Here is a 24,801-nt window from a genome sequence, read left to right on the forward strand (position 1 = left end):
TGAAAACAAATGGTATATATTCATCTAGGAATTGAAGAGGATTCATATCATGTTGCTGGAACAGCTTGCACGCATAGACCTTAATTTGTTGATAATCCTGCAAGTCTTGCTGGAAGAGCGCAACGGCAGCCGGGCTGCACGCCGTTTGCACCTGAGCCAGTCCGCCGTCAGCAAGGCCCTCGGGCGGTTGCGGGAGACCTTTGACGATCCCCTGTTCGTGCGCTCGGCCTACGGGATGGATCCCACTCCGCGCGCCCTGGATCTCCAGCAGCAACTACAACCCATACTGCTCTCCCTGGACAACCTGATCCAGCCGCCGGACTTCGATCCCGCCAGCACGGAGCGGGAGTTCGTCATTGCCAGCATGGACAGCGCCTTCACCCTGTTTGCCCCCCTCTACCTGAGCGAACTGAAGCGTCAGGCTCCTGGCATCCGCCTGCGCTACGAGGAGTGGACCGAGCACAGCCTGACCGAGATGAGCCAGGGCCAGGTGGATATCGCCTTCACGGTGCGGGAGAACTGCATCAATTCGGATTTTCGCCTCGACACCCTGCCCAACGCCATCTGCCAGCGGTTGCTCACCATCGACGATCTCACCTGCCTAGTGCAGCGGGATCACCCTGCCTTGCAGGAGCCCGAGTGGGATCTCGCCCGTTACCTCGCCTACCCCCACGTGCAGACCTACTGCGAGGGGCGGGATCGCTGGATGCTGGATCACAAGCTGGCGGAGCAGGATCTCTATCGCCGGATCGAGGCGACCGTGCCCTCCTTCGAGGCGGCCCTGCGCATGGGCATGCACTCGGACATGATAGTGACCCTCTCCCGCCTCTATGCCCGCCACGCGACCCAGGTCTATCCCCTGGTGCCGCTGCCGCTGCCCATCGCCCTGGACAGCATCTCTCACCTGCTCATCTGGCATCAGCGCCACGAGGAGGATCCGGGCCATCGCTGGCTGCGGGAGACCCTGCTCGCCCTCATCATGGGCAAGCTGGAAACCTCGGCGGATGGCCCTGCCGCTGCCGCCTGACGCGCAAAAAAACGGGGCTCAAGAAGCCCCGTTTCACGTTGACATCAGCATTCGCCCCGTCAGTTCTGACCCGTCACCGCCAGATAGTGGTGTACCCCGTCCAGCAGCATCTGCACCGAGATCATCACCAGCAGCATGCCCATCAGCCGCTCCACCGCGGTGAGTCCTCGCTCACCCAGCAGCTTGTTGAACAGCTCGTAGAACATCAGGATCACGGCGCTGGCCCCCCAGGCCATCAGCAGGGCCAATGACCAGTCCACCATCCGGGTCGGCTCCTGGTTGGCCAGAAGCAGCAGGGAAGCCAGGATGGAGGGGCCCGCAATCATGGGGATGGCCATGGGCACCAGGAAGGGCTCCTCCCCCGCCGCCAGCCCGGTCACGCCACCGGGGCTCGGGAAGATCATCTTGATGGCGATGAGGAAGAGGATGATGCCCCCCGCGATGCTGACCGCCTCCTGACGCAGGTTGAGGAAGCTCAGGATCTGCTGACCGGCGAACAGGAAGCCCATCATGATCACCAGTGAAAACAACAGCTCCCGCAGCATTACCTTGCGTCGACGCTTGGGGTCGACATGGCGCAGGATGGAGAGGAAGACCGGCAGGTTGCCCAGCGGATCCATGATCAGAAACAGCATGACGGCAGCGGAGAATGTGTCCATAGAGCGCCCGGGCAGAACCTTTCAACAAGAGGGGAAGGAGGGCGAAATATAACAAAGGTGGCGGGATTCGGCGAGCGCCCCACCGCGCTCGCCGCTGGCGATCATCCGTGGTTGCAGATCTTGTCGGCGCGGGTCTGGAACCCTGACTCCGAGTCGATGAACTTGCCGCGCCTGGCCAGGAAGTCGATCAGGACGTCAGCATCCATCTCGCTGGCGCTGCAGGTGTGGAACCGGGCCTCGGCACCGAAGCGCGAGGCGATCGCCGCCCTGAGGCTGGCCCGGGTAAACGGACTCTCCTGCTCCAGCATCATCTCCATCACTTCGTGACCGTGTATCGATTGGGACATCTCGAACCTCTTTAATCATCATGTCAGATGACAATTAAAGCCCGAAGCCCGGAGAGGGTTCTTGATATAGGCCAACAAAACGCCTTTTTTAACGCCAGCGGGCTGGTCGTGAGCGCCGCTTTGTCGATAATGTGGCAACCTGACGGGGGGATGGCTACACTGTCGCCCCTTTTTGCCACCGCAGACAGAAAATAAGGACATTGGCGTCATGCTGTTCCATGGATTGGTCTTCAAACCCTGGCGGATCTGGACCCGTCGCCCGCTCTGGTTGAAGACCCTGCTCGGCATGCTGACCGGGATAGGTCTGGGGCTCTGCTTCAGCGAGCAGGCCCTGCTGCTCAAGCCCATCGGCGTCCTGTTCGTCAACACCATCCAGATGCTGATGGTGCCCCTCATCTTCTGTTCCGTCCTGGCAGGCCTCACTGCCCTGCTCAAGGGCAAGCGGCTCGACCGCATCGCCGGCAAGGCCATCGGCTTCTATCTCTGCTCCACCGCCGTCGCCATCTGCATCGGCCTGATGATGGGCTGGCTGCTGGAACCGGGCATGGGCGCCAATATGGGTCCTTATGAACGGGGCGCCATGGCGCAGCAACCTACCCTGGCCAGCGTGCTGAGCCACCTGGTGCCGCGCAACCCGGTGCAGGCCATGGGCGATGGCAAGATATTGCAGGTGATCGTGTTCGCCGTGGCCCTCGCTCTCGCCCTCAACGCCACCGGGCGACGCGGCCGCCCCGCCATCCTGTTCTTTACCTCTCTGGCGGAGGGCATGTTCAAGCTGACCCAGATGGTGATGGCCCTGGCCCCCTATGGCGTCTGCGCCCTGATGGCCTGGATGACCGGCAAGTACGGCGTCAGCCTGCTGTTGCCGCTGCTCAAGGTGATCGGCGCCGTCTACCTCGGCTGCCTGCTCCACGTGCTCGGCGTCTACAGCAGCCTGCTGCTCCTGATGGCGCGCCTCAACCCGTTGCACTACTTCAAGAGCATCGTCGATGCCCAGGCGGTGGCCTTCACCAGCAGTTCAAGCAGCAGCACTCTGCCCATCAGCCTGGCCTGCGCCGAACGCAGGCTCGGGGTCTCCCCCGCCATCACCGCCAAGGTGCTGCCCATCGGCGCCACCATCAACATGGATGGCACCGCCCTCTATCAGGGGGTCACCGCCCTGTTCGTGGCCCAGGCCTTCGGGGTGGATCTGCATCTGGTGGACTACCTGACCATCATCAGCATCGTCACGCTGGCCAGCATCGGCACGGCGGGCACACCCGGTACCGGGCTGATGCTGCTGACCCTGACCCTCACTGCCGTGGGACTGCCGCTGGAAGGGGTGGCGCTCATCGCCGGCATAGACCGGATCCTCGACATGGCGCGCACCACGGTCAACGTCTCCGGCGACATCCTGGTCTCCGTGCTCATCGCCCGCAGCGAGAAGGAGCTGGATCTCGCCACCTACCACGATGCCCATGCGGGGGATGACATCGACTTCACCCTGCGCTGAGGGCGCGAGGGGCGTTCAATGATCCTGGGGATCGTGATGGCAGCGCCAGCAGATATCGAAGTTGGCGCCGTTCTCCTCCCCGCACTGGCCGCACAGCCAGCCGTTGCCCTGGCGCTGCTGGTAGCGCTCGATGATCCGGCCCGCCCGCTGACGATCCCGCTCGTTCACCATCAGGGTCACTTGCAGCAGATCCACCGGCAGCTCCCCGAGCGCGCCGGAGAGCCCTTCGCCGCTGAGGCGCACCCTGACTCCCTCTACCTCCAAGGCCCCTTTCAGGGCATGCGCCTCCAGGGAGTGAGAGGCGCGATACAAGTTAATCCACTGATCCATACGTTGTCCTCGAAACCCTTGCCAGTGCCGTCATCACCAGCACTACCATCATTCCAGGGCGAGCATCTTCCGGGAGTGCGATGCCCGATACAGATTCATCCACCGCTCCATACGTTGTCCTCGAAACCCTTGCCAGTGCCATCATCACCAGCACTACCATCATTCCAGGGCGAGCATCTTCCGGGAGTGAGATGCCCGATACAGATTCATCCACCGCTCCATACGTTGTCCTCGAAACCCTTACAGCAGCTTGTCGATACCGTAAGCCGGGCCGTTGGCCACCAGAAAATCGATGAATGCCCTCAGCTTGCGCGGCATCAGGCGCCGCTCGGGAAACAGCAGGTAGATGGGCACCCTGGGTTGCTGCCACTCCGGCAGCAAGGAGACCAGCGTCCCGTTCACCAGCTCATCATGGCACAGCATGGCGGGCAGGGAAGCCAGCCCCAGCCCCGCCTTCGCCGCCTCCCTGGCACAGGTGATGTTGTTGACCTGGAAGCGGGACGGGGGATCCACCAGCACTTCGCGATCATCCAGCTCGAAACACCAGTGCGAGGCGAGGAACCCCGTGCTGACCGCGATCCGCTCGTGATGCACCAGATCGGCGGGCCTCTGGATCACCGGGTGGCGCGCCAGATAGTCCGGGCTGGCGCACAGCAGCCGCTCGGTGCTCCAGAGACGCCGCGCCGCCAGGTTGGAGTCGCTCATGTCGCCGACCCTCACGATGGCATCCAGCCCCTCGCAGATGGGATCCACGATGCGGTTGGTCAGCTCCAGCTCCACCTTCATGCCCGGATAGGCTTGCAGGAAGTTCGCCACCAGCCTGCCCACCACCAGCTGTCCCGTCTCGATGGGCACCGCCAGCTTGAGGGTCCCTGTCACCTCCTGCTGGCTGGCACTGAGCATCAGTTCGGCCTGGGCCAGCTCCTCCACCGCCTTGCTGCAGCGTAGATAATATTGTTCACCGGCTTCCGTCAGGGTGAGCTGCCGGGTGGAGCGATAGAGCAACCGCGCGCCGAGACGCTGCTCCAGCTCGGCAATGCGGCGGCTCACCGTCGCCTTGGTCATGCCCAGCTCCTGGGCAGCGGCGGTAAAGGAGCCCTTGTCGACGATACGAACGAGGATTAAGGCAGCATTCAGGTCCATTGTTTCACCAGTGAAACTGTATATCTCATGAATGGATACTAATCGAAACAGTTGCACGATGTTAGCCTGCCCGCCACAGTTCAGGAAAACCAATATCATGAGTCAACACAAGAAGATCCCCCTGCTGGCCGCCCTGGTGCTGGCCCTGCTCGGCCTGCTGTTTGCCGGTTACTGGTATCTGCATGGCCGCTACTTCGAGAGCACCGACAACGCCTACCTGCAAAGCGAGGTGACCGGCATCGGTTCCAAGCTCTCCGGCTACATCAGCGAAGTACTGGTGACCGACAACCAGGCGGTGAAGGCCGGCCAGCTCATCGCCCGGCTCGACGACCGCGAATACAGGACCAAGGTGGCGGAGGCCGAGGCCGATCTGCACCTCAACCAGGCGACGGCGGATAACCTCGCCGCCACCCGTATCCAGCAGTTGAGCCTCATCCGCCAGGCCGAGGCAAAAGTCAGCTCGGCCAATGCCGAACAGGTCCGGGCCCAGCAGCAGGTGCGCCGGGTCAGCCAGCTCAATGAGCGTCACTACAGCTCCCAGGACAGCCTGGACGAGGTGCGGGCCGGCCTGCAGGTCAACCAGGCCCAGGCACTGGAGGCCAAAGCCGCCCTGCAGGCCGCCCGCGAGCGGCTGTTGGTGCTGGATGCCGAAGCCAAGCAGAACCAGGCCAGGCTGGCATTGAGCGAGGCCCAGCTTGAACAAGCCAGGCTGGAACTCGGCTACACCGAGCTGCGAGCCCCGGCTGACGGCATCATCGGCAAGCGCAGCCTGCGGGAAGGGCTCTACGTCCAGTCCGGTATGCAGGTGGCCAGCCTGGTGCCCCTGAGCCAGGTGTGGGTCGAGGCCAACTTCAAAGAGACCCAGTTGCAGCACATGCAGCCGGGCCAGAAGGTGGAGGTGATCCTGGATGCCTATCCGGATCAACCGGTCGAGGGGATCATCGACAGCCTCTCTCCGGCCACCGGCGCCAAGTTCGCCCTGCTGCCGCCGGAGAACGCCACCGGCAACTTCACCAAAATCGTGCAGCGGGTACCGGTCAAGATCCGCATCCCGGATCCGGGCTCCCTCGCGGGCAAGCTGCTGCCCGGCCTCTCCACCGAGGTGATCGTCGACACCCGCACCCCTGATCCCGTGGTGGCCGCCCACTGATGGACGCCATACCACGCCGCAACTGGATCGCGGTCATGGGGGGCCTCATCGGCGCCTTCATGGCCATCCTCGACATCCAGATCACCAACGCCTCCCTGAAAGACATTCAGGGGGCACTCTCGGCCACCCTGAGCGAGAGCTCCTGGATCTCCACCTCCTATCTGGTGGCGGAGATGATCGCCATTCCGCTGAGCGGCTGGCTGAGCCGGGGACTGAGCGTGCGGCGCTACCTGCTGTGGACCACGGGCGCCTTCATCGTCGCCTCCGTGCTCTGCTCGTTCAGCTGGAACCTCACCAGCATGATCGTCTTTCGGGCGCTGCAGGGCTTCACCGGCGGGGCGCTGATCCCCATGGCCTTCTCCCTCATCGTCAGCCTGCTGCCGCTGCACAAGCGGGCCACCGGCATGGCGCTGTTCGGCCTGTGCGCCACCTTCGCCCCCGCCATCGGCCCGACCCTGGGGGGCTGGCTGACGGAGCAGATGTCCTGGCACTACATCTTCTATCTGAACGTGCCGCCCGGCCTGCTGGTGATGGCCATGCTGGCCCACGGGCTGGACAGGAAGCCGGTGGACTGGGAGGTGATCAAGCGGGTGGATCTCATCGGTATCCTCACCATGGCGGTGGGTCTCGGCCTGTTGGAAGTGGTGCTGGAAGAGGGCAACCGGGAGGACTGGTTCGGCTCGAGCTTCATCGTGCGGCTCACCGTCATCTCGGTGGTGGCCCTGGTGTTCTTCGTCATCAGCCAGTTGCTGCGCCGCCACCCCCTGGTCAACCTGCGGCTGCTGCACAACCCGCGCTTCGCCCTGGCCTGCTTCGCCTACCTGGTGCTCGGCATGGGGTTGATGGGCTCCATCTATGTGCTGCCCCTCTACATGACCCAGATCCACAATTACAACGCCCTGGAAATCGGTGAGGTGCTGATGTGGATGGGGTTGCCCCAGTTGCTGGTGCTCCCCCTGGTGCCCAAGCTGACCCACAAGATAGATCCGCGCTATCTGGTGAGCTTCGGTTTTCTGGTCTTCGCCATCAGCTGCTTCATGAACGTGAACATGAACGCCGACTACGCCGGGCCCCAGCTGATCCAGTCCCTCATCGTGCGGGCCCTGGGGCAGCCCTTCATCATGGTGCCCCTCTCCCTGGTGGCGACCGCCAGCCTGACGCCGGACGAGATCCCCTCCTCCTCGACCCTGCTCAACGTGCTGCGCAACCTGGGGGGCGCCTTCGGCATCGCCATCATCGCCACCCTGATCGACAACGACACCCGGACTCATGTCAGCCAGATCGGCAGCACCCTGGCCGCCACCAGCATCGAGGGGCAGGCCTATCTGATGCAGCTGGCCCAGACCATGATGGCCCAGGGAGCCGGGCCGGAGCAGGCCCAGTTGCAGGCCCGGGCCATGCTGTCGAACACCATCAGCCGCGAGGCGGCCATCATGGCCTACAACCAGGTGTTCTACGTGATGGGTATCTTCCTGCTCGTCGCCAGCGCTCTGATGCTGCTGCTCAAGCAGCCGGCCCCGAGGGCCCCTGACGCAGAACCGGTCGAGGCGTGAAAGGTGGGGATCACATAGCAAAACGGGCCAGAAGGCCCGTTTTTCATGGCTGCCCGCTGGTCAGCCCGCCAGGGAGGCGGCGATCAGGAATTGGGCCGCGAAGTAGCTGCTCATGATCCAGGCCGTGGCATGGGGGAAGGGGCGGCGGAATCTGTCCAGCGCCAGCATGCTGTCGGAGAAGAGGAACATCAGCGCCCCCACCAGGGCGGCGGCGCTGCCGGCAGTGAGAGAGGCATGCCAGGCACCGGCAGCCACCCAGGCCATGGCGATGATCACCAGCATGTAGCAGAAGACGGGGATCCTCATCTCGCCGAGCTGGCCCCACAGGAGCCCGAACACCATGCCGGCCACCAACAGAAGCAGCAGGCCGTCCACCAGCTTGAGCACCAGGGGCCCCTGGGCGAAACCGACGATGTAGCAGAGGTGAGCGACAAAAAATGCCGCCAGCCCCTGGATGAAGCGATCCCGTGGCAGCATCAGCAGCACGTCCCCCGCCAGCGACAGGCAGAGACCGAGCAGGATCCAGGCGTGGGAGCCGTTGTGATCGTCGCCCTGGTAGCCAAACGCCAGGGCGATGATGAACAGCATGGTCAGGGGTTTGCTGATGTAGAACTGACGGGAGTCTGAGCCGTAAGCCGCGCGGATGTGCCACCAGCCCGATGCGATGATCAAGAAACTCAATAACATGCCCTGCTCCTCACCGGCTGCTCGCCCTGGGGCGGCAACCTCTTTAGTGCCCGCAAGAGTAGCAAATTCCCCCGGCCAGTGGCAGAGGCTGAAGCAGATGGCTCCCTACACCTAAAGTCTAATTGCCCCCATCCCCGCCCTCGGGCATAAGAGACAGCTCTGGAGGATCACCATGGAAGATGCTATGACCAACTACCTGCCCGCTATCGATATCATGATGTGCCATCTTGGCATCAGCTTTGAACAGGCCTGCGAGCAGCTTGGCCTCAGCCCGCAGGAGCAGCAGACCCTCGACCAACTGCAAAAACAGAAGCAGACCCAGTCCAACTGATGCCCTGGACTGATGACCCGAAGCGGCCGGCATCACAGTCCAGCATAAAAAACGGCGCCCGAAGGCGCCGTTTTTTATTGGGTGATGATCAGGGTCGAGCGACCCGGCGGCGTTGCAGCCAGACCACAGCCCCGAACAGCAGGAAGCCCGGCAGCCACATCAGCTCCTTGGGCCAGCGCTCGGTAGGCGCCTTGACGCTCAGGATCTGCTGATCCATCTCCAGCCCCAGATCGGCGGCCTGGCTGCCGAAGGTGACGGTGTCGATCAGGATCTTGCCGTCCTGCTCATAGGTCTGGATCCCCAGCTTGGCCAGACGATCCTCGCCACTGGCGCCCTCCGGCACCGGCAGCAGCACGGTGAAGCGGCGCAACTTGCCCACCGCATCTTCCCCTTCCATGCGCAGGCGCAGGGTGCTCTCGGCCTCCACCTGCCCCATGGTCTGGACCAGCTCGGCCGGGGCGGTGTCGCGATACGGGTCGTGCAGCAGATCCATCCAGAAGCCAGGACGGAACAGGGTGAAGGCCACCAGCAGCAGCAGCACGCTCTCGTACCAGCGGCTCTTCACCAGGAAGAAGCCCTGGGTGGCGGCAGCGAAGATCAGCATGGCGATGGTGGCCACGAAGAAGATCAGCACGCCGTGGGAGAAGTCCACGTTGATGAGCAGCAGATCCGTGTTGAAGATGAACAGGAACGGCAGCGCCGCGGTACGCAGGCTGTAGTAGAACGCCGTGATCCCGGTCTTGATGGGGTCGCCCTTGGAGACGGCGGCCGCGGCGAACGAGGCCAGCCCCACCGGCGGGGTCACGTCCGCCATGATGCCGAAGTAGAAGACGAACAGGTGCACCGCGATGAGCGGCACGATGAGGCCGTTCTGCTGACCCAGGGTGACGATCACCGGCGCCAGCAGGCTCGATACAACGATGTAGTTGGCAGTGGTCGGCAGCCCCATGCCGAGGATGAGGCTCAGCAGCGCGGTGAGGATCAGCATGAGCAGCAGGTTGCCCATGGAGAGGAACTCCACCAGATCCGCCAGCACCAGGCCGACGCCGGTCTGGGAGACGGCCCCGACGATGATGCCGGCAGTGGCGGTGGCAATGCCGATGCCGATCATGTTGCGGGCACCGGCAATCAGCCCCTCGCGCAGGTCCACTACGCCATCGGTGAAGGAGCCGTAGTCATGCTTGCCGTCGGTGCGCAGCCAGTTCAGCAGCGGTCGCTGGGTCAGCAGGATGATGATGAGCATCACCGAACCCCAGAAGGCCGACAGGCCGGGGGAGAGGCGCTCCACCATCAGACACCACACCAGCACCACCACGGGCAGCAGGAAGTGCAGGCCGGAGAGCAGCACGGCGCGGGTCTCGGGCAGCTCGTCCAGTGGCTTGTCCGGGTCTTCCGCCGGCAGCGGCGCGTTGCTCGCGGCGATCTTCAGCAGTCCCAGGTAGGCGACGGCCAGCAGCACGCTGATCCCCGGCAGGGCATAGTCACCCAGTACCGGCTTGAGCCAGCCCAGACCGTAGTAGACCGCCATGGAGAGGCCGCTGATGAGGGCGGCACCGAAGGCGAAGCCGGTCAGGCGACGCAGCCAGGGGCGCGGCTGACGGTTGCCGATGGGCTGCATCCCGAGCTTGAGCGCCTCGAGGTGCACGATGTAGAGCAGGGCGATGTAGGAGATGGCCGCCGGCAGGAAGGCGTGCTTGATGATCTCCACATAGGGGATGCCCACGTACTCCACCATCAGGAAGGCCGCAGCCCCCATGACCGGCGGCATGATCTGGCCGTTGACCGAAGAGGCCACTTCCACCGCGCCGGCTTTCTCCTTGGAGAAACCGACCCGTTTCATCATGGGGATGGTGAAGGTGCCCGTGGTCACCACGTTGGCGATGGAGGAGCCGGAGATGACGCCGGTCAGGGCCGAGGCGACCACGGCCGCCTTGGCCGGGCCGCCGCGCAAGTGACCCAGCAGGCTGAAGGCGAGCTGGATGAAGTAATGGCCCGCACCGGCGCGCTCGAGCAGGGCGCCAAACAGCACGAACAGGAAGACGAAGCTGGTGGAGACCCCAAGGGCGATGCCGAACACCCCTTCAGTGGTGATCCACTGGTGGTTGGCCAGCGCATGCAGGCTCACCCCGCGGTGGGCCAGCAGGGAAGGCATCCAGGGACCGGCCAGGCTGTAGGCCAGGAAGACGATGGCGATGACCGCCAGGGCCGGGCCCAGGGCGCGGCGGGCCGCTTCCAGCAGGAGCGGGATGCCGACGCAGGCCACCGCGAAGTCCATGGTGGTCAGGTTGCCGGGACGCTGGGCAAGCTCCTGGTACATCACGAACAGATAGCTGGCGACGGCGGCACCGACGAGGCCGAGGGCGATGTCGGCAAGGGGAACCCTGTCTCGCGGTGAGCTGCGCATGGCGGGGAACACCAGGTAGGCGAGCAGGATGGCGAAGGCCAGGTGAATCGAGCGTGTTTCAGTGTCGTTGAGGACGCCGATGCCGAGAGAGAAGGGCAGCGGCGAGGCTATCCAGAGCTGGAACAGGGACCAGATCAGCGCAAGACCCGCGATGATCCAGCTCATGGGGCCGACGGGCAGCCTGGCGCCGACGTCCTGGGCGATCAGCTCCTCGGCCGAGAACGCCTCTTGTTGTTGTGTTTGCGGCATAGTGTGACTCTGTAGGTACTGCAATAAATGAGACTCGCTCCCCCGAAGGAGGAGCGAGTCCGGGGCACATCCGAAGACGCAGCCGGATTACATCCAGCCACGTTCCTTGTAGTAGCGCACAGCGCCTTCATGCAGCGGAGCGGAGAGACCCACCTTGATCATGTCGGCTTCCTTCAGATCCGCGAAGGCCGGGTGCAGGCGCTTGAAGCGGTCCAGGTTGTCGAACACGGACTTGACCAGCTGGTAGACCACTTCCGGGTCAGCCTTGGCGCTGGTGGAGAGCACCGCCTTGCCACCGATGGACGGGGTCGGGGTCGGGCTGCCCTTGTAGAGACCACCCGGGATCTCGGCCTTGCTGTAGTAGCTCTTCTCGGCCAGCAGCTTGTCGATCTCGGGGCCGGTGACCGGCACCAGCACGGTGTCCGTGGTGGTGGAGGCTTCCTGAATGGCGCCGTTCGGGTGGCCGACGAAGTAGCTCATGGCGTCGATGTTGTTGTCACCCAGGGCAGAGGCCTGCTCGGCGGGTTTCAGTTCGGAGACCAGGCTGAAGGCGGATTTGTCCCAGCCCTTCACGGTCATGATCTCTTCAAAGGTGTCACGCTGACCGGAACCCGGGTTGCCGATGTTGACGCGCTTGCCCTTCAGGTCGTCGAAGCTGGCTACCTTGGCGTCCTTGCGGGCCAGGATGGTGAACACTTCGCTCTGCAGGGAGAAGACGGCGCGGATGTCATCCATCGGACCTTCGGCCTTGAACGGCTCGACGCCTTTCATCGCCTTGTACTGATGGTCGGACTGCATGATGCCGAAGTTGAATTCGCCGGAGCGGATGCCGTTGACGTTGGCAACACCACCGCCACTGGCCGGGGCGTTGCACTTGATCTGGTGATCGGCGGCGCCGCGGTTGAGGAAGCGGCAGATGGACTGGCCCGCCACGTAGTAGACGCCGGTCTGACCGCCGGTGCCTATGGTCACGAAGCGCTCCTGCGCTTGCACCGGACCACCAAACGACACACCGACCAGAGCCGCCGACAAGGCGCACGCCAAGGATAATCCTTTCATGTTCTTCATCCTTTTCATTGATTTATTTCACCCGTTTCCCGGGAGAATATGAGACAGACCCGCATCAAGACTGGGTTCGCCTATACGACCTCGTACGAGGAAATGGTCGAGCGGCACGCGCCCTTCCAGAAGCCACCATCATCCTGCGGTGAGATAATCAGCGTCATGCCGATCGGAGGTGATCTGACCAGAAACGGGTCAGTTCAAAAGCATTAACGCCCCGATTAAGCACATAACACCAACATAAATCAAACAAAACAGCAAAATGGCGGATTTAAATAGCGAGAAGTTTGAAGCGGATCATTCATTTCTCAAGGGCAGATTAATTACATGAACTATCAAAGGGAAGCAATAAAAAGCACGCCCAGATTCTTTCGCAACCCTTGACTGGCAAGGATTAGAAACCTGGTCCGTTATATTGCGAAGTGCTTACTGAACAGCATAAACACGACGTTAATGACGCTTTTGTCGCCAAGATGCAAAAACCCCGATCCGGGGCTGCCGGAACGGGGTTTGGTAACAAGCTGATTTCATTTGGGCCCGGCCATCACGCCTTGCTGCCAGCCAGCTCCAGAATGAAGGCGAACTCCAGGGCGATGTCCTCATAGGCCTTGAAACGGCCCGACTTGCCGCCATGACCGGCCTCCATGTCGGTGCTGAGCAGCAACTGGTTGTCGTCCGTCTTCAGCTCACGCAGCTTGGCCACCCACTTGGCCGGCTCCCAGTACTGCACCTGGGAGTCGTGCAACCCCGTGGTCACCAGCAGATTCGGGTAGGCCTGGGCCTTGACCTGATCGTAGGGGCTGTAGGCCTTCATGTAGTCGTAGTAGCGCTTCTGGTTCGGGTTGCCCCACTCGTCATACTCCCCTGTGGTGAGGGGAATGGACTCGTCCAGCATGGTGGTGACCACGTCGACGAAGGGCACCTGGGCCACCACGCCGCGATAGAGCTGGGGCGCCTGGTTGATGACGGCCCCCATCAGCAGGCCGCCGGCGCTGCCTCCCATGGCATAGACCTGATCCCTGGCGCCGTAGCCTTGCGCCACCAACGCCTCGGTCACGTCGATGAAGTCGTTGAAGGTGTTCTGCTTCTTGAGCAGCTTGCCCTCTTCATACCAGGTGCGGCCCAGCTCCTCGCCACCCCGGATATGGGCGATGGCGTAGACGAAGCCCCGGTCCAGCAGGCTCAGGCGTGAGCTGCTGAAGTCCGGGTCCATGCTGGCGCCGTAGGAGCCATAGCCGTAGACCAGCAGGGGATTGGTGCCTGCACCCCCCCTGCCTTCTTGAACTTGTCCTTGCGATAGACCAGCGACACCGGCACGGCCACGCCGTCACGGGCGGTGATCCAGAGCCGCTCACTGGCATATTGCGCAGGCACGAAGCCCGCCACCGGCTGCTGCTTGAGCAGAGTCCGCTTGCCGCTGTCCATGTCGAGCTCATAGGTGGAGGACGGCGTGGTCATGGAGGAGTAGCCATAGCGCAGGGCGCTGGTGTCCGGCTCCGGGTTGTAGGCAAGCCAGGTGACATAGGCGGGATCATCGAAAGCGATCTCCTTCTGTTCGCCGCTCTGCCAGTTGACCTGACGCAACCGGGTCAACCCCTGGCTGCGCTCCTCCAGCACCAGCCAGTCCCTGAACAGGGCATAGCTCTCCAGCAGCACGTCCGGATTGGGGGCGATCACCGCCTTCCAGCGATCCACCGGGCTCTCCTTGGTCTCATAGAGGCCGAAGTTCTTGCCGTCCTTGTTGGAGCGCACATAGAAGCGACCACGGTAGTGATCCAGGCTGTATTCGTGATCCACCTGACGGGGCAGGAACAGGCGTGGCGTCTGGCCCGGCACATTGGCATCAATGAGGCGCGCCTCGCTGGTGGTGGTGCTGGAGAGGGAGATGACGATGAAATCTTCCGAGGTGGTGGCGTAGAGGCTCACATAGAAGGAGTCGTCCTTCTCCTCGTAGACCAGGATATCCTTCGCGGGATCCGTGCCCAGCTCGTGGCGATAGACCTGGTAGGGCAGCAGGGTCTTGGGGTGCTTGCGCACGTAGAAGACCGTCTTGCTGTCGTTGGCCCACACCAGGTTGCCGGAGGTGTTCTCGAGGGTGTCGGCGGCCCAGGCGCCGCTCTCCAGATCGAGGAACTGGATCCTGTATTGACGGCGGGAGAGATAATCTTCCGCCACCGCCAGCCAGCGGTTGTTGCGGCTCACCTCGAGCGCCCCCAGGGCATAGAACTCGTGGCCTTCGGCACGCTGGTTGCCATCCAGCAGCAGGGCGGGCGCCCCGTCCCCTTCCACCTTGCTGCGGGAGTAGATGGCGTACTCCTTGCCCGGCTCGTAACGGGTCTGATAGCGGTAGCCGTTCTTCACATAGGGGACAGACTCGTCCTGCTGGGGAATACGGGCCACCATCTCCTTGTAGAGCTGCTCGCGCAGCGGCTTGATCGGTGCAAGCATGGCCTCGGTGTAGGCATTCTCTGCCTTGAGATAGTCCAGCACCTCGGGCTTCTGCCGCTCGTCGTCACGCAGCCAGTAGTAGTTGTCGACGCGCGTGTCCCCGTGTTTTTTCAGGGTATGGGGGTGCTTGGCAGCCACCGGGGGGACAATGACAGGCTGGGTGGAAGTATCGCTTGTAGGCATGGCGGACTCTTCGTTGGCATGGGAACAGGGCGCAGCAAGCAGGCAAGCCAGCAGCAACCCCCGGGAAAAGGTGAACATGTCGCATCCTTTGCGCTGTCACAGGGCCGCCCCTCCCGCTGGTGCTGCACGCATCCAGACGGCACACCGGCAGGCAGCGGGAAAAGCGTCCCTGAGAAAATAAAAATTGGCGATCAATCTGCCCCTTGTCGCCCGGGGTTGCAAGGGCTCCCCGGACATTCCCCCCCAAATCGACGAAAAAGGGCCGCCATCTCGCGATGGCGGCCCTCCTCCCTGACCGTAGGCGACACGGGTTCGCTCAGGTGTGCCTCACATGATGGAAGTGTGTCTGCTCACGGTCAGCATCCATCAGCCGGGGTAGCTCGACCAGACTTTGGTCGCGCCCTCGTCACTGATGCTCAGCACCTGATAGGGCTGCCCCGGAATATCCATGCCCGGCGCACTCTGGGGCATCCCCGGAATGGTCAGACCGCGGATCGCCGGTTTTTCCTTGAGCAGCTTCTGCACGTCGGCAGCGGGCACATGCCCCTCCACCACATAGCCATTCACCACCCCGGTGTGGCAGGAGGCCAGCTGCGGGGTGATGCCATGCTGCTGCTTGATCGGGTCAAGCTGCTCGGTTTCCACGACCTTGACCTCAAAGCCGTTCTCTTCCATGTGCTTGATCCATGTCTTGCAGCAACCGCAATACTGGGACTTGTAGACGGTCATCTGCCCGGTTGCCAGAGCAGAAAAACTGATGGTACCGGCCAGCACGGCCAGTAACAGGGACTTGTACATATCTCACCTCGGTTAAGAAGAAATGCCCGGAAAGGGAAACTCGACTCAGCCGTGGTGACGGGGCGGACGCTCGAGACGCTCCAGGGGCGCCTCCGGCATGAACAGAGAGGGAGAGAGGTATGTCGGCCTGTCGGGCTCAAGCCGGGCAACCGTCAGGCTGTCGCTGGTGAGCACCGTCATGGCGAGCGCCGAGGTGAAGCTGCCGCAGGGCATGGCTTTTTCCAGGGTACGCTCGCTCTGGCTGCAATGGGGCGTCAGGGTACAGAGATCGGTGGCCGCACGGCTGCCAAACGACATCAGCACCAGCACCAGACTCCACAGGGGGAGCCAGCGGCGGGCGCGAGCGAGTTGGCGACGGGTCAGGACCATGAGACGACTCAATGACGAAAGAGGGCCTATGGTAACCCTTGGCCCAGGGGGAGGGTCAACCCCTCCCCCGTTTGCATCAGGGTTGCTGACGGGTGGCTGCCAGCACGATCTCCCGCACGCAGACGTTGGCCGGCTGGTGCCAGGCGTAGAGCACGGCGTCGGCGATCACCTCGGGTGCAATGACGCCTCCCATCTGATCCTTCCAGTCGTGATAGCCCGCCTTGATGCGCTCGTCCGTGGTGTGGCTGAGCAGCTCGGTCTCCACCGCGCCCGGAGCGATGGTCACCATCCGCACGCCGACATCGGCCACCTCTTCCCGGATATTCTCGGTCAGGGCGTGAACGGCGAACTTGGTGGCGCAGTAAGCGGCATGGTTCGGGAAGGTCTTGCGACCGGCGATGGAGCTGATGTTGATGATGGTGCCGCTGCGGCGGGCCTTCATGCCGGCCAATACCGCATGCACGCCATTCAGAACCCCCATCACGTTGATGTTGAGCATCTGCTGCCACTCGGCGGGATCCTGCACGTCGGCCTGTCCCAGCAGCATGACGCCGGCATTGTTGACCAGACATCCCACCGGGCCGAATTGCGCCTCCGCCTGCGCCACGGCGGCCTTCATGGCGGCGGTGTCGGTGACATCGACCCCGATGCAGAGGGTATCGGGCAGGTTCAGCGCCTGCATGGGCTCGACCCGGCGGGCCAGCAACAGCAGCGGATGGCCGGCGGCGGAGAAGGCGCGGGCAATGGCGGCACCGATCCCGGCGGACGCGCCGGTGATCACCACGAGGGACTTGGACATGGAGTTTTCCTTCTGATGCGTTGAAATGGGCGTCAAACAAGGGCTGGCCAGCACGGGACCCAGTCACTATAGTCGCTACATCCATCGGCGATAAATATAGTTTTCCGCTGGTTATCATCTGAATTAACTATGGTATCCCCATGCTGGACCTGAGATTGCTGCGCTTCTTCATCGCCATCTATGAAGAGAAGAACATCACGGCGGCGGCAGCCCGCTGCCACGTGAGCCAACCCTCCCTCTCCGCCGGCCTTCGCCAGCTCGAAGAGAGCCTGGGGGACAGCCTCTTCATCCGGGGCAAGAAGGGGGTGGAAGCGAAGGATCCGGCCCACTATCTCTATCCCCACGCCGTCAAGCTGGTGGAAGAGGCGCGTCGCCTGCCGACCCTGTTTCGCCAGAAGGCGACGCGTGCGAGACTCAACATGGCCATCATGCCCGACCTCAGCCGCCGTCGGCTGGCGGGATTGCTTCGGCGGGTGCAGGGGGTGCTGCCCGAGCTGGATCTCACCCTCTCCGATTACGGCACCCCGGCCGACTGCCGGCTGACCCTGGATGCCCTGCGCCGGGAGGACGAGATCTTCCTGCCGCTCTGGGAAGAGGAGTACGTGCTGTGCGTTCCTAGGGGACACCCTCTTGCGGGCAGGGCGCGTATCGAGCTGGCTGAGTTGCAACACCATGATTTCATTGAGTGTCCCCCCTGCGAAGCCCATCAGCAAACCATAGGCCTGCTGGCCTGTGACCGGCTCACCCTCAATCTGGTGGCCAAGGCCGAGAGCAAGGGGCTGGTGATGGCGCTGGTGCTGGCCGGAGTGGGCATCAGCTTCCTGCCCGACGGGCTGGTGGAGGACGAAGCGGGCCTGTGCACCCTGCCCGTGAGCGGCCCCCGGATGTTCCGCCGCATCGGCCTCTGCTACCCCGCCCACCAGACCCTGAATCCGGCGCTGCGCGCACTGATCCCGGAACTGGCGGGCCAGGGAGCTTCTTGATAACGTTTCAGCTCACAGTCTGTCGCATGTGCCGGCAGCAGACCCTCTTCAGGAATCCCATGAAACGCATTCTGGTCATCTTTTCACACCCGGCGCTGCAGAGTTCCCGGGCCAACAAGCAACTGCTGCACGCCATCGAGGGGCTGGAGGGGATCACCCTGCACGATCTCTGCCAGCGCTATCCGGATATGTTCATCAACGTGAAACGGGAACAGGCCCTGCTGGCGGAGCACGACATCATCGTCTTCCAGCACCCCTTCTACTGGTACTCCTGCCCGGCCATCATGAAAGAGTGGATGGACCTGGTGCTGGAGTACGGCTATGCCTACGGCCCCGAGGCCCACGCCCTCAGCGGCAAGCAGTGGCTCAGCGCCATCACCACGGGGGGTGGCCCCGAATCCTACTGCCGCGCCGGCTACAACCAGCGCCCGCTGCTCGACTTCCTGCTCCCCTTCCAGCAGACCGCACAGCTGTGCGGCATGCGCTGGCTGCCCCCTTTCGTGCTGCACTCTTTCCACAAGATCGAGGATCCCGAGGCGCTGCGCCGCTGCGGCCAGGACTATCGCCAACTGCTGTGCGCCCTGCGGGACGAGCAGCTGACCCCGGCCCAGCTGGCCGAGAGCCCCTATCTGCGCGATCTGCTGGGAGTACTCCCATGACACACACTCGATCCGGGCGCAGGCCCGGCCAGCCCTCACCGGCATTCATCATGTTAAGGAGGAGCCGCTGATGGGACATGGATTGCTGTTTGATGCCCTGATCTACCTCTCGGCGGCGGTGATCGCCGTCCCGCTGGCCAAGCGGTGGGGGCTGGGCTCCGTCCTTGGCTACCTGCTGGCGGGGATCATCATAGGTCCCTTCCTGCTTGGTCTGGTGGGCGAGCAGAAAGACGTGATGCACTTCGCCGAGTTCGGGGTGGTGCTGATGCTGTTTCTGGTCGGTCTGGAGCTGCGCCCGGCCCTGTTGTGGCAACTGAAGGGGCCCATCCTCGGCACCGGGGGTCTGCAGGTGCTGCTCACCAGTGTCGCCCTGACCGGAGTGGGTTATCTTTTGGGTCTGCCCTGGCAGCAGGGGCTCGCCATCGGTCTCATTCTTGCGCTCTCCTCCACCGCCATCGTGCTGCAGAGCCTGCAGGAGCGCAAACTGATGCAGAGCGAAAGCGGCCGCTCCGCTTTCGCCGTGCTGCTGTTCCAGGACATCGCCGTCATCCCCATCCTGGCGATCCTGCCGCTGCTGGCCATCGCGCCGGTCGCCAGCAGCGGCAGCTCGGAGCTGGCAGGCTGGCAGCACGGCCTGCTGGTGGTGGCCGCCATCGCCGGCATCGTGCTAGGTGGCCATTACCTGATGCGGCCGGTGTTTCGCGCCATCGCCCAGTCCCACATGCGGGAGATCTTCGTCGCTGCCGCCCTGCTGCTGGTGATCGCCATCGCCGTGCTCATGGAATCCGTCGGCCTCTCCCCCGCCCTCGGCTCCTTCCTCGCCGGCGTGGTGCTGGCGGACAGCGAATACCGCCACGAGCTGGAAGCGGACATTGAGCCGTTCAAGGGGCTGCTGCTCGGCCTCTTCTTCATGTCGGTGGGTGCCGGCATCGACTTCAGCCTCTTTGCCGCCCATCCCCTGTTGATCCCGTCACTGGTGATCGGTCTGATGGTGCTCAAGTGGCTGGTGCTGATGGGGCTCGGCTTTGTCATTCGCCTCTCCCCGAACCAGCGCTGGACCTTCGCCCTGGCCCTGGCCCAAGGCGGTGAGTTCGCCTTCGTGCTGTTCTCGTTCGCCGCCCAGAACAAGGTACTGCCGGGCAGCACCATCTCACTGCTGACTCTGGTCGTCGCCCTCTCCATGGCGCTGACACCGCTGCTGCTTATCCTCAACGATCGGGTGATCCAGCCCTGGTTCGACTACCGCAACCAGAGCGACACCCCCGAACACGAACAGCCCGAGCTGGTGGAACACCCGGTCATCATCGCGGGCTTCGGTCGCTTCGGTCAGATAGTGGGGCGTCTGCTCCACGGCCACGGTATTGGCACCACCATCCTGGAGCAGGATGCCAGCCAGATAGAGATGCTGAGAAAGTACGGCTACCAGGTGTTTTATGGGGATGCCAGCCGACTCGACCTGCTGCACGCGGCCGGCGCCCACAAGGCCAAACTGCTGGTGCTCTCCCTCAATGATCCGGCCACCTCCCTCGAAGTGATCGAGATGGTGAAAAAGCACTTCCCGCACCTCAGAATACTGGCCCGTGCCCAGGATAGACCCCATGCCCACGAGATCCTGCGCCACGGGATAGACAGCGTGCACCGCGAAACCCTGGGGTCGGCCGTGGATCTTGGGGTAGAAGCACTCACCCTCTTGGGATTCAGGGCCAATCAGGCCTGGCGTGCGGGGCAGATGTTCAAGCAGTATGACAACCGGCTGCTGCGGGAACAGGTCAACTACCTGGACGACGAGCACACCTATATCAACAAGAGCCTGCAATACCGCGACATCCTCTCCGACCTGCTGCAAGACGATCAGGAAGGACAGGAGCGTACCCACGCCCATCAATGGAACAGCGGTCTGCCCGACAACGACAAGGAAGCAACATGATTGCCTATTACCCCATGCTCAAACACCTTCACATGACCCTGGCCCTGGTCAGCCTGCTGCTCTTCCTCTACCGCTGGAGCCTGGCGCTGGCGGGCAGCGGGCGGCTGCAACAGAAATGGCTGAAGGTGCTACCCCACATCAACGACACCTTCCTGCTGCTGTTTGGTGTGCTGCTGGCGGTGACCCTGCAGATGAGCCCTGGCCAGCAGCCCTGGTTGATGGCCAAGCTGATTGCCCTGGTGATCTACATCGGCCTGGGCGTCATGGCGCTCAAGCGTCCTGCCCGCGGCCAGAAGCTGGTGGCCGGAGTGGCCGCTCTCGCAGTATTCGGCTACATGGTGGGCGCAGCCATCACCAAATCAGCCTGGTCCTGGCTGGCGTAACGACGTGTCGAGGTGGGGGTCCGTCCCTCACCTCCTTCCCACCTCCCCCTCCATATTGCTTCCATTTCCTTCCAGTCACCCTGGTCGCGAGCATTCTCGCAAGGCTTGTTTTCAATAAAAAAAGGGCTCAAACAACCCCTTTAACTTGTTATTTTATCTTATTTATCAACACCTTGGTTCTTCATGTATGAAAATGGCGACAGTTGTCGCAGCAAAACTTGCGACATAGACTGTCGCAGGCCATGGCTAGGATACACTCAACGCTAAACCAGTGAAGGCATGCACCATGAGTAAGAAGCTGTTACGACAACTGACCTTGGCGCGTTGCATCCCGCACCGCCCTTACAAGCTGACCGCCAGCCAACTCCAGGTAAAACTGGAAGAGGAAGGCATTCACGTCAGTCTCCGTACCGTGCAACGGGACCTGGAAGAGATGTCCGGCATGGGACTGTTCGACCTCACCTCCGATGAGCGCAGCAAGCCTCATGGCTGGTGCTTCGAGCGCCATGGTCTCAATGACTTTGCCAACATCATGCCGCTCTCGCTGGCAGTGGCCCTGAAAACCTGGAGCGACCAGGCAAGCCAACTGTTGCCGGCAAGCGTGCTGACCGAATTGAACCCGCTGATCGACAAGGCTGGTCAGGTGATCCGCGACAGCCAGAGCGAACTGGCCGAGCGCTGGCTGGAGAGCGTGCACCAGTCACCTCGCCCCTTCGCCGGCAATCCTGAGATCCGCCGCAGCACCCTGATCCGCGACGCCCTCTGGCGTGGCCGCAAGTTCAGCGCCGAGATCCAGCGTGTCATCAAGGAGCGTACTGTCTGGCTCTGCTATGACCGCATCAATCCCCTCGGCATCCTGAACCAGCCCGATGGCCCCATCCTGCTCTGTACCCTCTCCGAGCTGGATCCCAAGGTCTACGGCATCCCGTTCGATCACATCAAGAACGTGGAGTTGACCAACTTCAGCGCGACCCAGCCGAAGGACTTCAATATCCAGAAGCTAATCCGCGACCAGGGTTATCAGGACGTCAGCGGTCCGATCCGCTTCGTCGGGCGCATCGATGCCAACTGCCCGACCCTGATCGATGGACAAATCCCGGGACATAACCCGCGTATGACCCGTTACGACAAGCGCAGCGTGGTGGTGGAGACCGAAGTGCAAGATACGCCCGAGTTCCGCTCCTGGCTGAACAACATGAGCGGCAACCTGGAGGTACTTGCACCCGAATCACTGCGCAAGGCCTACCCGACTCCTGGGACAAGGGTCAGCTAAAGAAACCAGCAGACAATACAAAGCCGAGATTTATCTCGGCTTTTGTCTACTTTTAAAGCATAAGTATTCAATTAATTTTGAACTCTTACACCCCTGATTGAAGCGGCTGTACCATCGTTTTCCTACCGATTTCTGCTTGTAAGAGATCTGCCATTCCCCCTGTAAGACCCCTCAGTGTTGAACCGTACGTGAAGCCATCCCGCACTGGGTATGCTTTCCGTGGAAACTATCTAAGTAACTGATAAACGTAGATAATATTCCACACAAGCCCATTTCTGCACCGCATGTCACGGAACCCAAGCCGAATGCACACCTTGTTCGAGCCCGTAATTGCCTTAGTATGGGTCTCACAAGGACGAGCTGATTCGGCAGGATGCAGAAACAGCGCATAAACAAGGAATAGTCTGCAGGATGTGGGCAAGGAACACCTCGGGATGGGGTTGATAGCCAGGATGGTTATCACAAGGATCGACAGGACAACCGCAGGATGTGGCAGTTGGATACCTCGGGATGAGGTTGAGTGGCACGGATTGTCGCTCATCAAGGATGAAAGGACACCGCAAGACGCGGTCAGGAACAGCTTCAAGATGAAGCGTGATAGCCAGGATGGTTATCAGTCAGGATGACGCAGGAACACCACGGGATGTGGTAATGGACACCTCCAGGAAGGAGAGGGTGAAGCAATCAGGACAGATTGCCAGGCTAGGAAGGCCACAGGACACCCCAACGGATTGGGAAGGGGAATTTCCAAAGGAAAGGATAGCGTCAAGGATTGCAGGGAGCATGGCAGTTCAGGGAATGGACGAAATGACTTGAGGGGACAGCATCTGCTGTCCCCTTTTCTTTTGTGCGGCCACACATCAGAGAATGGGATCAGCCTGAGCGGTCCTACAACATCACGCTTTTACCAGATATCCTCTGCATCCTGGATAACCCCATCAGATTCAGCCACAGTAGCGCACCTTACCTTTCCTGCGCCCTCCCTCGTCTTTGCTCAGCGACATCCACTAGGCCCTCAGAACGCAGCAGATCAGCCGCAACCAACCAGGATATTTCCTGGCGACTAACTCCAGGTAACGATGGCCACTGACTTCTGCTCAGCCAGGCAGATTGTTGAGTCATCCCTGAACTGTCTATATGTGTGACCACGAATGAAGCGTGGATGCCATTCGGCAAGGCGGAGATGGTCGTGTAGGGAGGTGAGGATAACCCGGCCAAGCCACCTGGCACTGAGGATGAGGGATTGGGTAAATGTCAGAAAGCAAAAAGGCCTTCCCGATAGGGAAGGCCTTTCAATTTAGTGGCGGAGCGGACGGGACTCGAACCCGCGACCCCCGGCGTGACAGGCCGGTATTCTAACCGACTGAACTACCGCTCCGCATTCGGTTAGCTTTCGCTAAATCTTTTGCTGCTTGTTTGTGAGGTGTCATCCTCGCAGCCAGTCATGTGATTCTTCACGTCACCGTTTAATTGGGTGCCTGGCAGTGTCCTACTCTCGCATGGCGAATGCCACACTACCATCGGCGCTACAGCGTTTCACTTCTGAGTTCGGCATGGGGTCAGGTGGTTCCACTGCGCTATTGCCGCCAGGCAAAATCTTAATCCAGAAAGCTGACGTGAATAACGACTTCGCTAGTGTGCGTTGTCATTACCACTGAATTTGAGTAGTTCGTTCATTCGCTACAAGGCCAGAAACACTTCTTGGGTGTTGTATGGTTAAGCCTCACGGGTAATTAGTATGGGTTAGCTCAACGTATCGCTACGCTTACACACCCCACCTATCAACGTTGTGGTCTCCAACGGCCCTTTAGGACCCTCAAGGGGTCAGGGATGACTCATCTCAGGGCTCGCTTCCCGCTTAGATGCTTTCAGCGGTTATCGATTCCGAACTTAGCTACCGGGCAGTGCCACTGGCGTGACAACCCGAACACCAGAGGTTCGTTCACTCCGGTCCTCTCGTACTAGGAGCAACTCCCTTCAATCATCCAACGCCCACGGCAGATAGGGACCGAACTGTCTCACGACGTTCTGAACCCAGCTCGCGTACCACTTTAAATGGCGAACAGCCATACCCTTGGGACCGACTTCAGCCCCAGGATGTGATGAGCCGACATCGAGGTGCCAAACACCGCCGTCGATATGAACTCTTGGGCGGTATCAGCCTGTTATCCCCGGAGTACCTTTTATCCGTTGAGCGATGGCCCTTCCATTCAGAACCACCGGATCACTATGACCTACTTTCGTACCTGCTCGACCTGTCCGTCTCGCAGTTAAGCTGGCTTATGCCATTGCACTAACCTCCTGATGTCCGACCAGGATTAGCCAACCTTCGTGCTCCTCCGTTACTCTTTGGGAGGAGACCGCCCCAGTCAAACTACCCACCAGGCACTGTCCGCGAGCCCGATTCAGGGCCCTGCGTTAGAACATCAAACATACAAGGGTGGTATTTCAAGGACGGCTCCAGCGCAACTGGCGTCACGCCTTCAAAGCCTCCCACCTATCCTACACATGTAGGTTCAATGTTCAGTGCCAAGCTGTAGTAAAG

20 protein-coding genes, 1 tRNA gene, 2 rRNA genes and 1 pseudogene (1 of these 24 running past the window's edge) are annotated in these 24,801 nt (G+C 61.7%); 10 read left to right on the plus strand and 14 right to left on the minus strand.

Annotated features, from left to right (window positions below; translation table 11 throughout):
* The first annotated feature begins 49 nt into the window (after window positions 1–49).
* A complete protein-coding gene (locus C2U47_RS08180) occupies window positions 50–1,027 on the plus strand; it encodes a LysR substrate-binding domain-containing protein (protein ID WP_010672591.1) in 978 nt (325 codons plus the stop codon).
* Between the two features lie 59 nt (window positions 1,028–1,086).
* Here C2U47_RS08180 and C2U47_RS08185 read toward each other — a convergent pair whose 3' ends face one another.
* Window positions 1,087–1,686: a YhgN family NAAT transporter gene (locus tag C2U47_RS08185; RefSeq protein ID WP_010672590.1), complete on the minus strand. Its 600-nt coding sequence runs from the start codon at window positions 1,684–1,686 to the stop codon at window positions 1,087–1,089.
* 101 nt (window positions 1,687–1,787) lie between these two features.
* Window positions 1,788–2,033 (minus strand): YecH family metal-binding protein, encoded by a 246-nt coding sequence (locus C2U47_RS08190; protein ID WP_103261582.1) that lies wholly within the window; start codon window positions 2,031–2,033, stop codon window positions 1,788–1,790.
* A gap of 208 nt (window positions 2,034–2,241) precedes the next feature.
* Here C2U47_RS08190 and C2U47_RS08195 point away from each other — a divergent pair, with 208 nt between their 5' ends.
* Complete coding sequence (locus C2U47_RS08195; RefSeq protein ID WP_041214291.1) at window positions 2,242–3,525, plus strand: dicarboxylate/amino acid:cation symporter; 1,284 nt, start codon at window positions 2,242–2,244, stop codon at window positions 3,523–3,525.
* A 15-nt stretch (window positions 3,526–3,540) separates the two neighbouring features.
* Here C2U47_RS08195 and C2U47_RS08200 read toward each other — a convergent pair whose 3' ends face one another.
* Window positions 3,541–3,855, minus strand: a complete 315-nt coding sequence (locus tag C2U47_RS08200; protein ID WP_010672587.1) for a putative signal transducing protein — start codon at window positions 3,853–3,855, stop codon at window positions 3,541–3,543.
* A gap of 240 nt (window positions 3,856–4,095) precedes the next feature.
* Window positions 4,096–4,998, minus strand: a complete 903-nt coding sequence (locus tag C2U47_RS08205; protein WP_069785472.1) for a LysR family transcriptional regulator — start codon at window positions 4,996–4,998, stop codon at window positions 4,096–4,098.
* Between the two features lie 97 nt (window positions 4,999–5,095).
* Here C2U47_RS08205 and C2U47_RS08210 point away from each other — a divergent pair, with 97 nt between their 5' ends.
* Window positions 5,096–6,148, plus strand: coding sequence for an HlyD family secretion protein (locus C2U47_RS08210; RefSeq protein ID WP_043154430.1), 1,053 nt, complete (start codon window positions 5,096–5,098; stop codon window positions 6,146–6,148).
* Complete coding sequence (locus C2U47_RS08215; RefSeq protein ID WP_042864576.1) at window positions 6,148–7,701, plus strand: DHA2 family efflux MFS transporter permease subunit; 1,554 nt, start codon at window positions 6,148–6,150, stop codon at window positions 7,699–7,701. The genes C2U47_RS08210 and C2U47_RS08215 overlap by 1 nt, the downstream gene beginning before the upstream one ends.
* Window positions 7,702–7,761: 60 nt before the next feature.
* Here C2U47_RS08215 and C2U47_RS08220 read toward each other — a convergent pair whose 3' ends face one another.
* Window positions 7,762–8,388, minus strand: coding sequence for a lysoplasmalogenase (locus tag C2U47_RS08220; RefSeq protein ID WP_039040401.1), 627 nt, complete (start codon window positions 8,386–8,388; stop codon window positions 7,762–7,764).
* 172 nt (window positions 8,389–8,560) lie between these two features.
* Here C2U47_RS08220 and C2U47_RS08225 point away from each other — a divergent pair, with 172 nt between their 5' ends.
* Window positions 8,561–8,719, plus strand: coding sequence for a hypothetical protein (locus C2U47_RS08225; protein ID WP_005332188.1), 159 nt, complete (start codon window positions 8,561–8,563; stop codon window positions 8,717–8,719).
* Between the two features lie 88 nt (window positions 8,720–8,807).
* Here the strand turns inward: C2U47_RS08225 and C2U47_RS08230 are convergent, their stop codons facing one another.
* The 6 genes and pseudogenes from C2U47_RS08230 to C2U47_RS08255 all read right to left on the minus strand — a co-directional run bounded on the left by C2U47_RS08230 (window position 8,808) and on the right by C2U47_RS08255 (window position 17,031).
* Window positions 8,808–11,372: a TRAP transporter permease gene (locus C2U47_RS08230; protein ID WP_069785123.1), complete on the minus strand. Its 2,565-nt coding sequence runs from the start codon at window positions 11,370–11,372 to the stop codon at window positions 8,808–8,810.
* A gap of 87 nt (window positions 11,373–11,459) precedes the next feature.
* Entirely contained in the window at window positions 11,460–12,431 is a 972-nt protein-coding gene (locus C2U47_RS08235; protein WP_043154457.1) for a TAXI family TRAP transporter solute-binding subunit, read from the minus strand.
* 547 nt (window positions 12,432–12,978) lie between these two features.
* A pseudogene (locus C2U47_RS08240) lies at window positions 12,979–15,143 on the minus strand (S9 family peptidase).
* A 288-nt stretch (window positions 15,144–15,431) separates the two neighbouring features.
* Window positions 15,432–15,863 carry a DUF411 domain-containing protein gene (locus C2U47_RS08245; RefSeq protein ID WP_043154436.1) on the minus strand — a complete coding sequence of 144 codons (432 nt, stop codon included), beginning with the start codon at window positions 15,861–15,863 and terminating at the stop codon, window positions 15,432–15,434.
* A 45-nt stretch (window positions 15,864–15,908) separates the two neighbouring features.
* A complete protein-coding gene (locus tag C2U47_RS08250) occupies window positions 15,909–16,232 on the minus strand; it encodes a hypothetical protein (protein WP_041214286.1) in 324 nt (107 codons plus the stop codon).
* 76 nt (window positions 16,233–16,308) lie between these two features.
* Window positions 16,309–17,031 carry an SDR family oxidoreductase gene (locus tag C2U47_RS08255; RefSeq protein ID WP_010672575.1) on the minus strand — a complete coding sequence of 241 codons (723 nt, stop codon included), beginning with the start codon at window positions 17,029–17,031 and terminating at the stop codon, window positions 16,309–16,311.
* A gap of 140 nt (window positions 17,032–17,171) precedes the next feature.
* Here C2U47_RS08255 and C2U47_RS08260 point away from each other — a divergent pair, with 140 nt between their 5' ends.
* From C2U47_RS08260 to C2U47_RS08280, 5 genes are all read left to right on the plus strand, one after another.
* Complete coding sequence (locus C2U47_RS08260) at window positions 17,172–18,014, plus strand: LysR family transcriptional regulator (RefSeq protein WP_041212185.1); 843 nt, start codon at window positions 17,172–17,174, stop codon at window positions 18,012–18,014.
* A 59-nt stretch (window positions 18,015–18,073) separates the two neighbouring features.
* Window positions 18,074–18,673, plus strand: a complete 600-nt coding sequence (locus C2U47_RS08265) for an NAD(P)H-dependent oxidoreductase (protein WP_042881940.1) — start codon at window positions 18,074–18,076, stop codon at window positions 18,671–18,673.
* Window positions 18,674–18,743: 70 nt separating this feature from the next.
* Entirely contained in the window at window positions 18,744–20,600 is a 1,857-nt protein-coding gene (locus tag C2U47_RS08270) for a monovalent cation:proton antiporter-2 (CPA2) family protein (protein WP_043154446.1), read from the plus strand.
* Window positions 20,597–20,983, plus strand: coding sequence for a SirB2 family protein (locus C2U47_RS08275; RefSeq protein WP_039040394.1), 387 nt, complete (start codon window positions 20,597–20,599; stop codon window positions 20,981–20,983). Before C2U47_RS08270 ends, C2U47_RS08275 begins: the two co-directional genes overlap by 4 nt.
* A gap of 286 nt (window positions 20,984–21,269) precedes the next feature.
* The gene (locus tag C2U47_RS08280; RefSeq protein WP_029313511.1) at window positions 21,270–22,256 is read left to right on the plus strand and encodes a helix-turn-helix transcriptional regulator; all 987 of its coding nucleotides are present in this window, start codon (window positions 21,270–21,272) and stop codon (window positions 22,254–22,256) included.
* A 1,301-nt stretch (window positions 22,257–23,557) separates the two neighbouring features.
* Here the strand turns inward: C2U47_RS08280 and C2U47_RS08290 are convergent.
* The 3 genes from C2U47_RS08290 to C2U47_RS08300 all read right to left on the minus strand — a co-directional run.
* A tRNA-Asp gene (locus tag C2U47_RS08290) sits at window positions 23,558–23,634 on the minus strand.
* Between the two features lie 98 nt (window positions 23,635–23,732).
* Window positions 23,733–23,847 (minus strand): 5S ribosomal RNA (gene rrf / locus C2U47_RS08295).
* A 121-nt stretch (window positions 23,848–23,968) separates the two neighbouring features.
* A 23S ribosomal RNA gene (locus C2U47_RS08300) occupies window positions 23,969–24,801 on the minus strand; it runs 2,056 nt beyond the window's last position.

Source organism: Aeromonas sp. ASNIH7 (genome assembly GCF_002903485.1).
Lineage (GTDB): Bacteria > Pseudomonadota > Gammaproteobacteria > Enterobacterales > Aeromonadaceae > Aeromonas > Aeromonas caviae.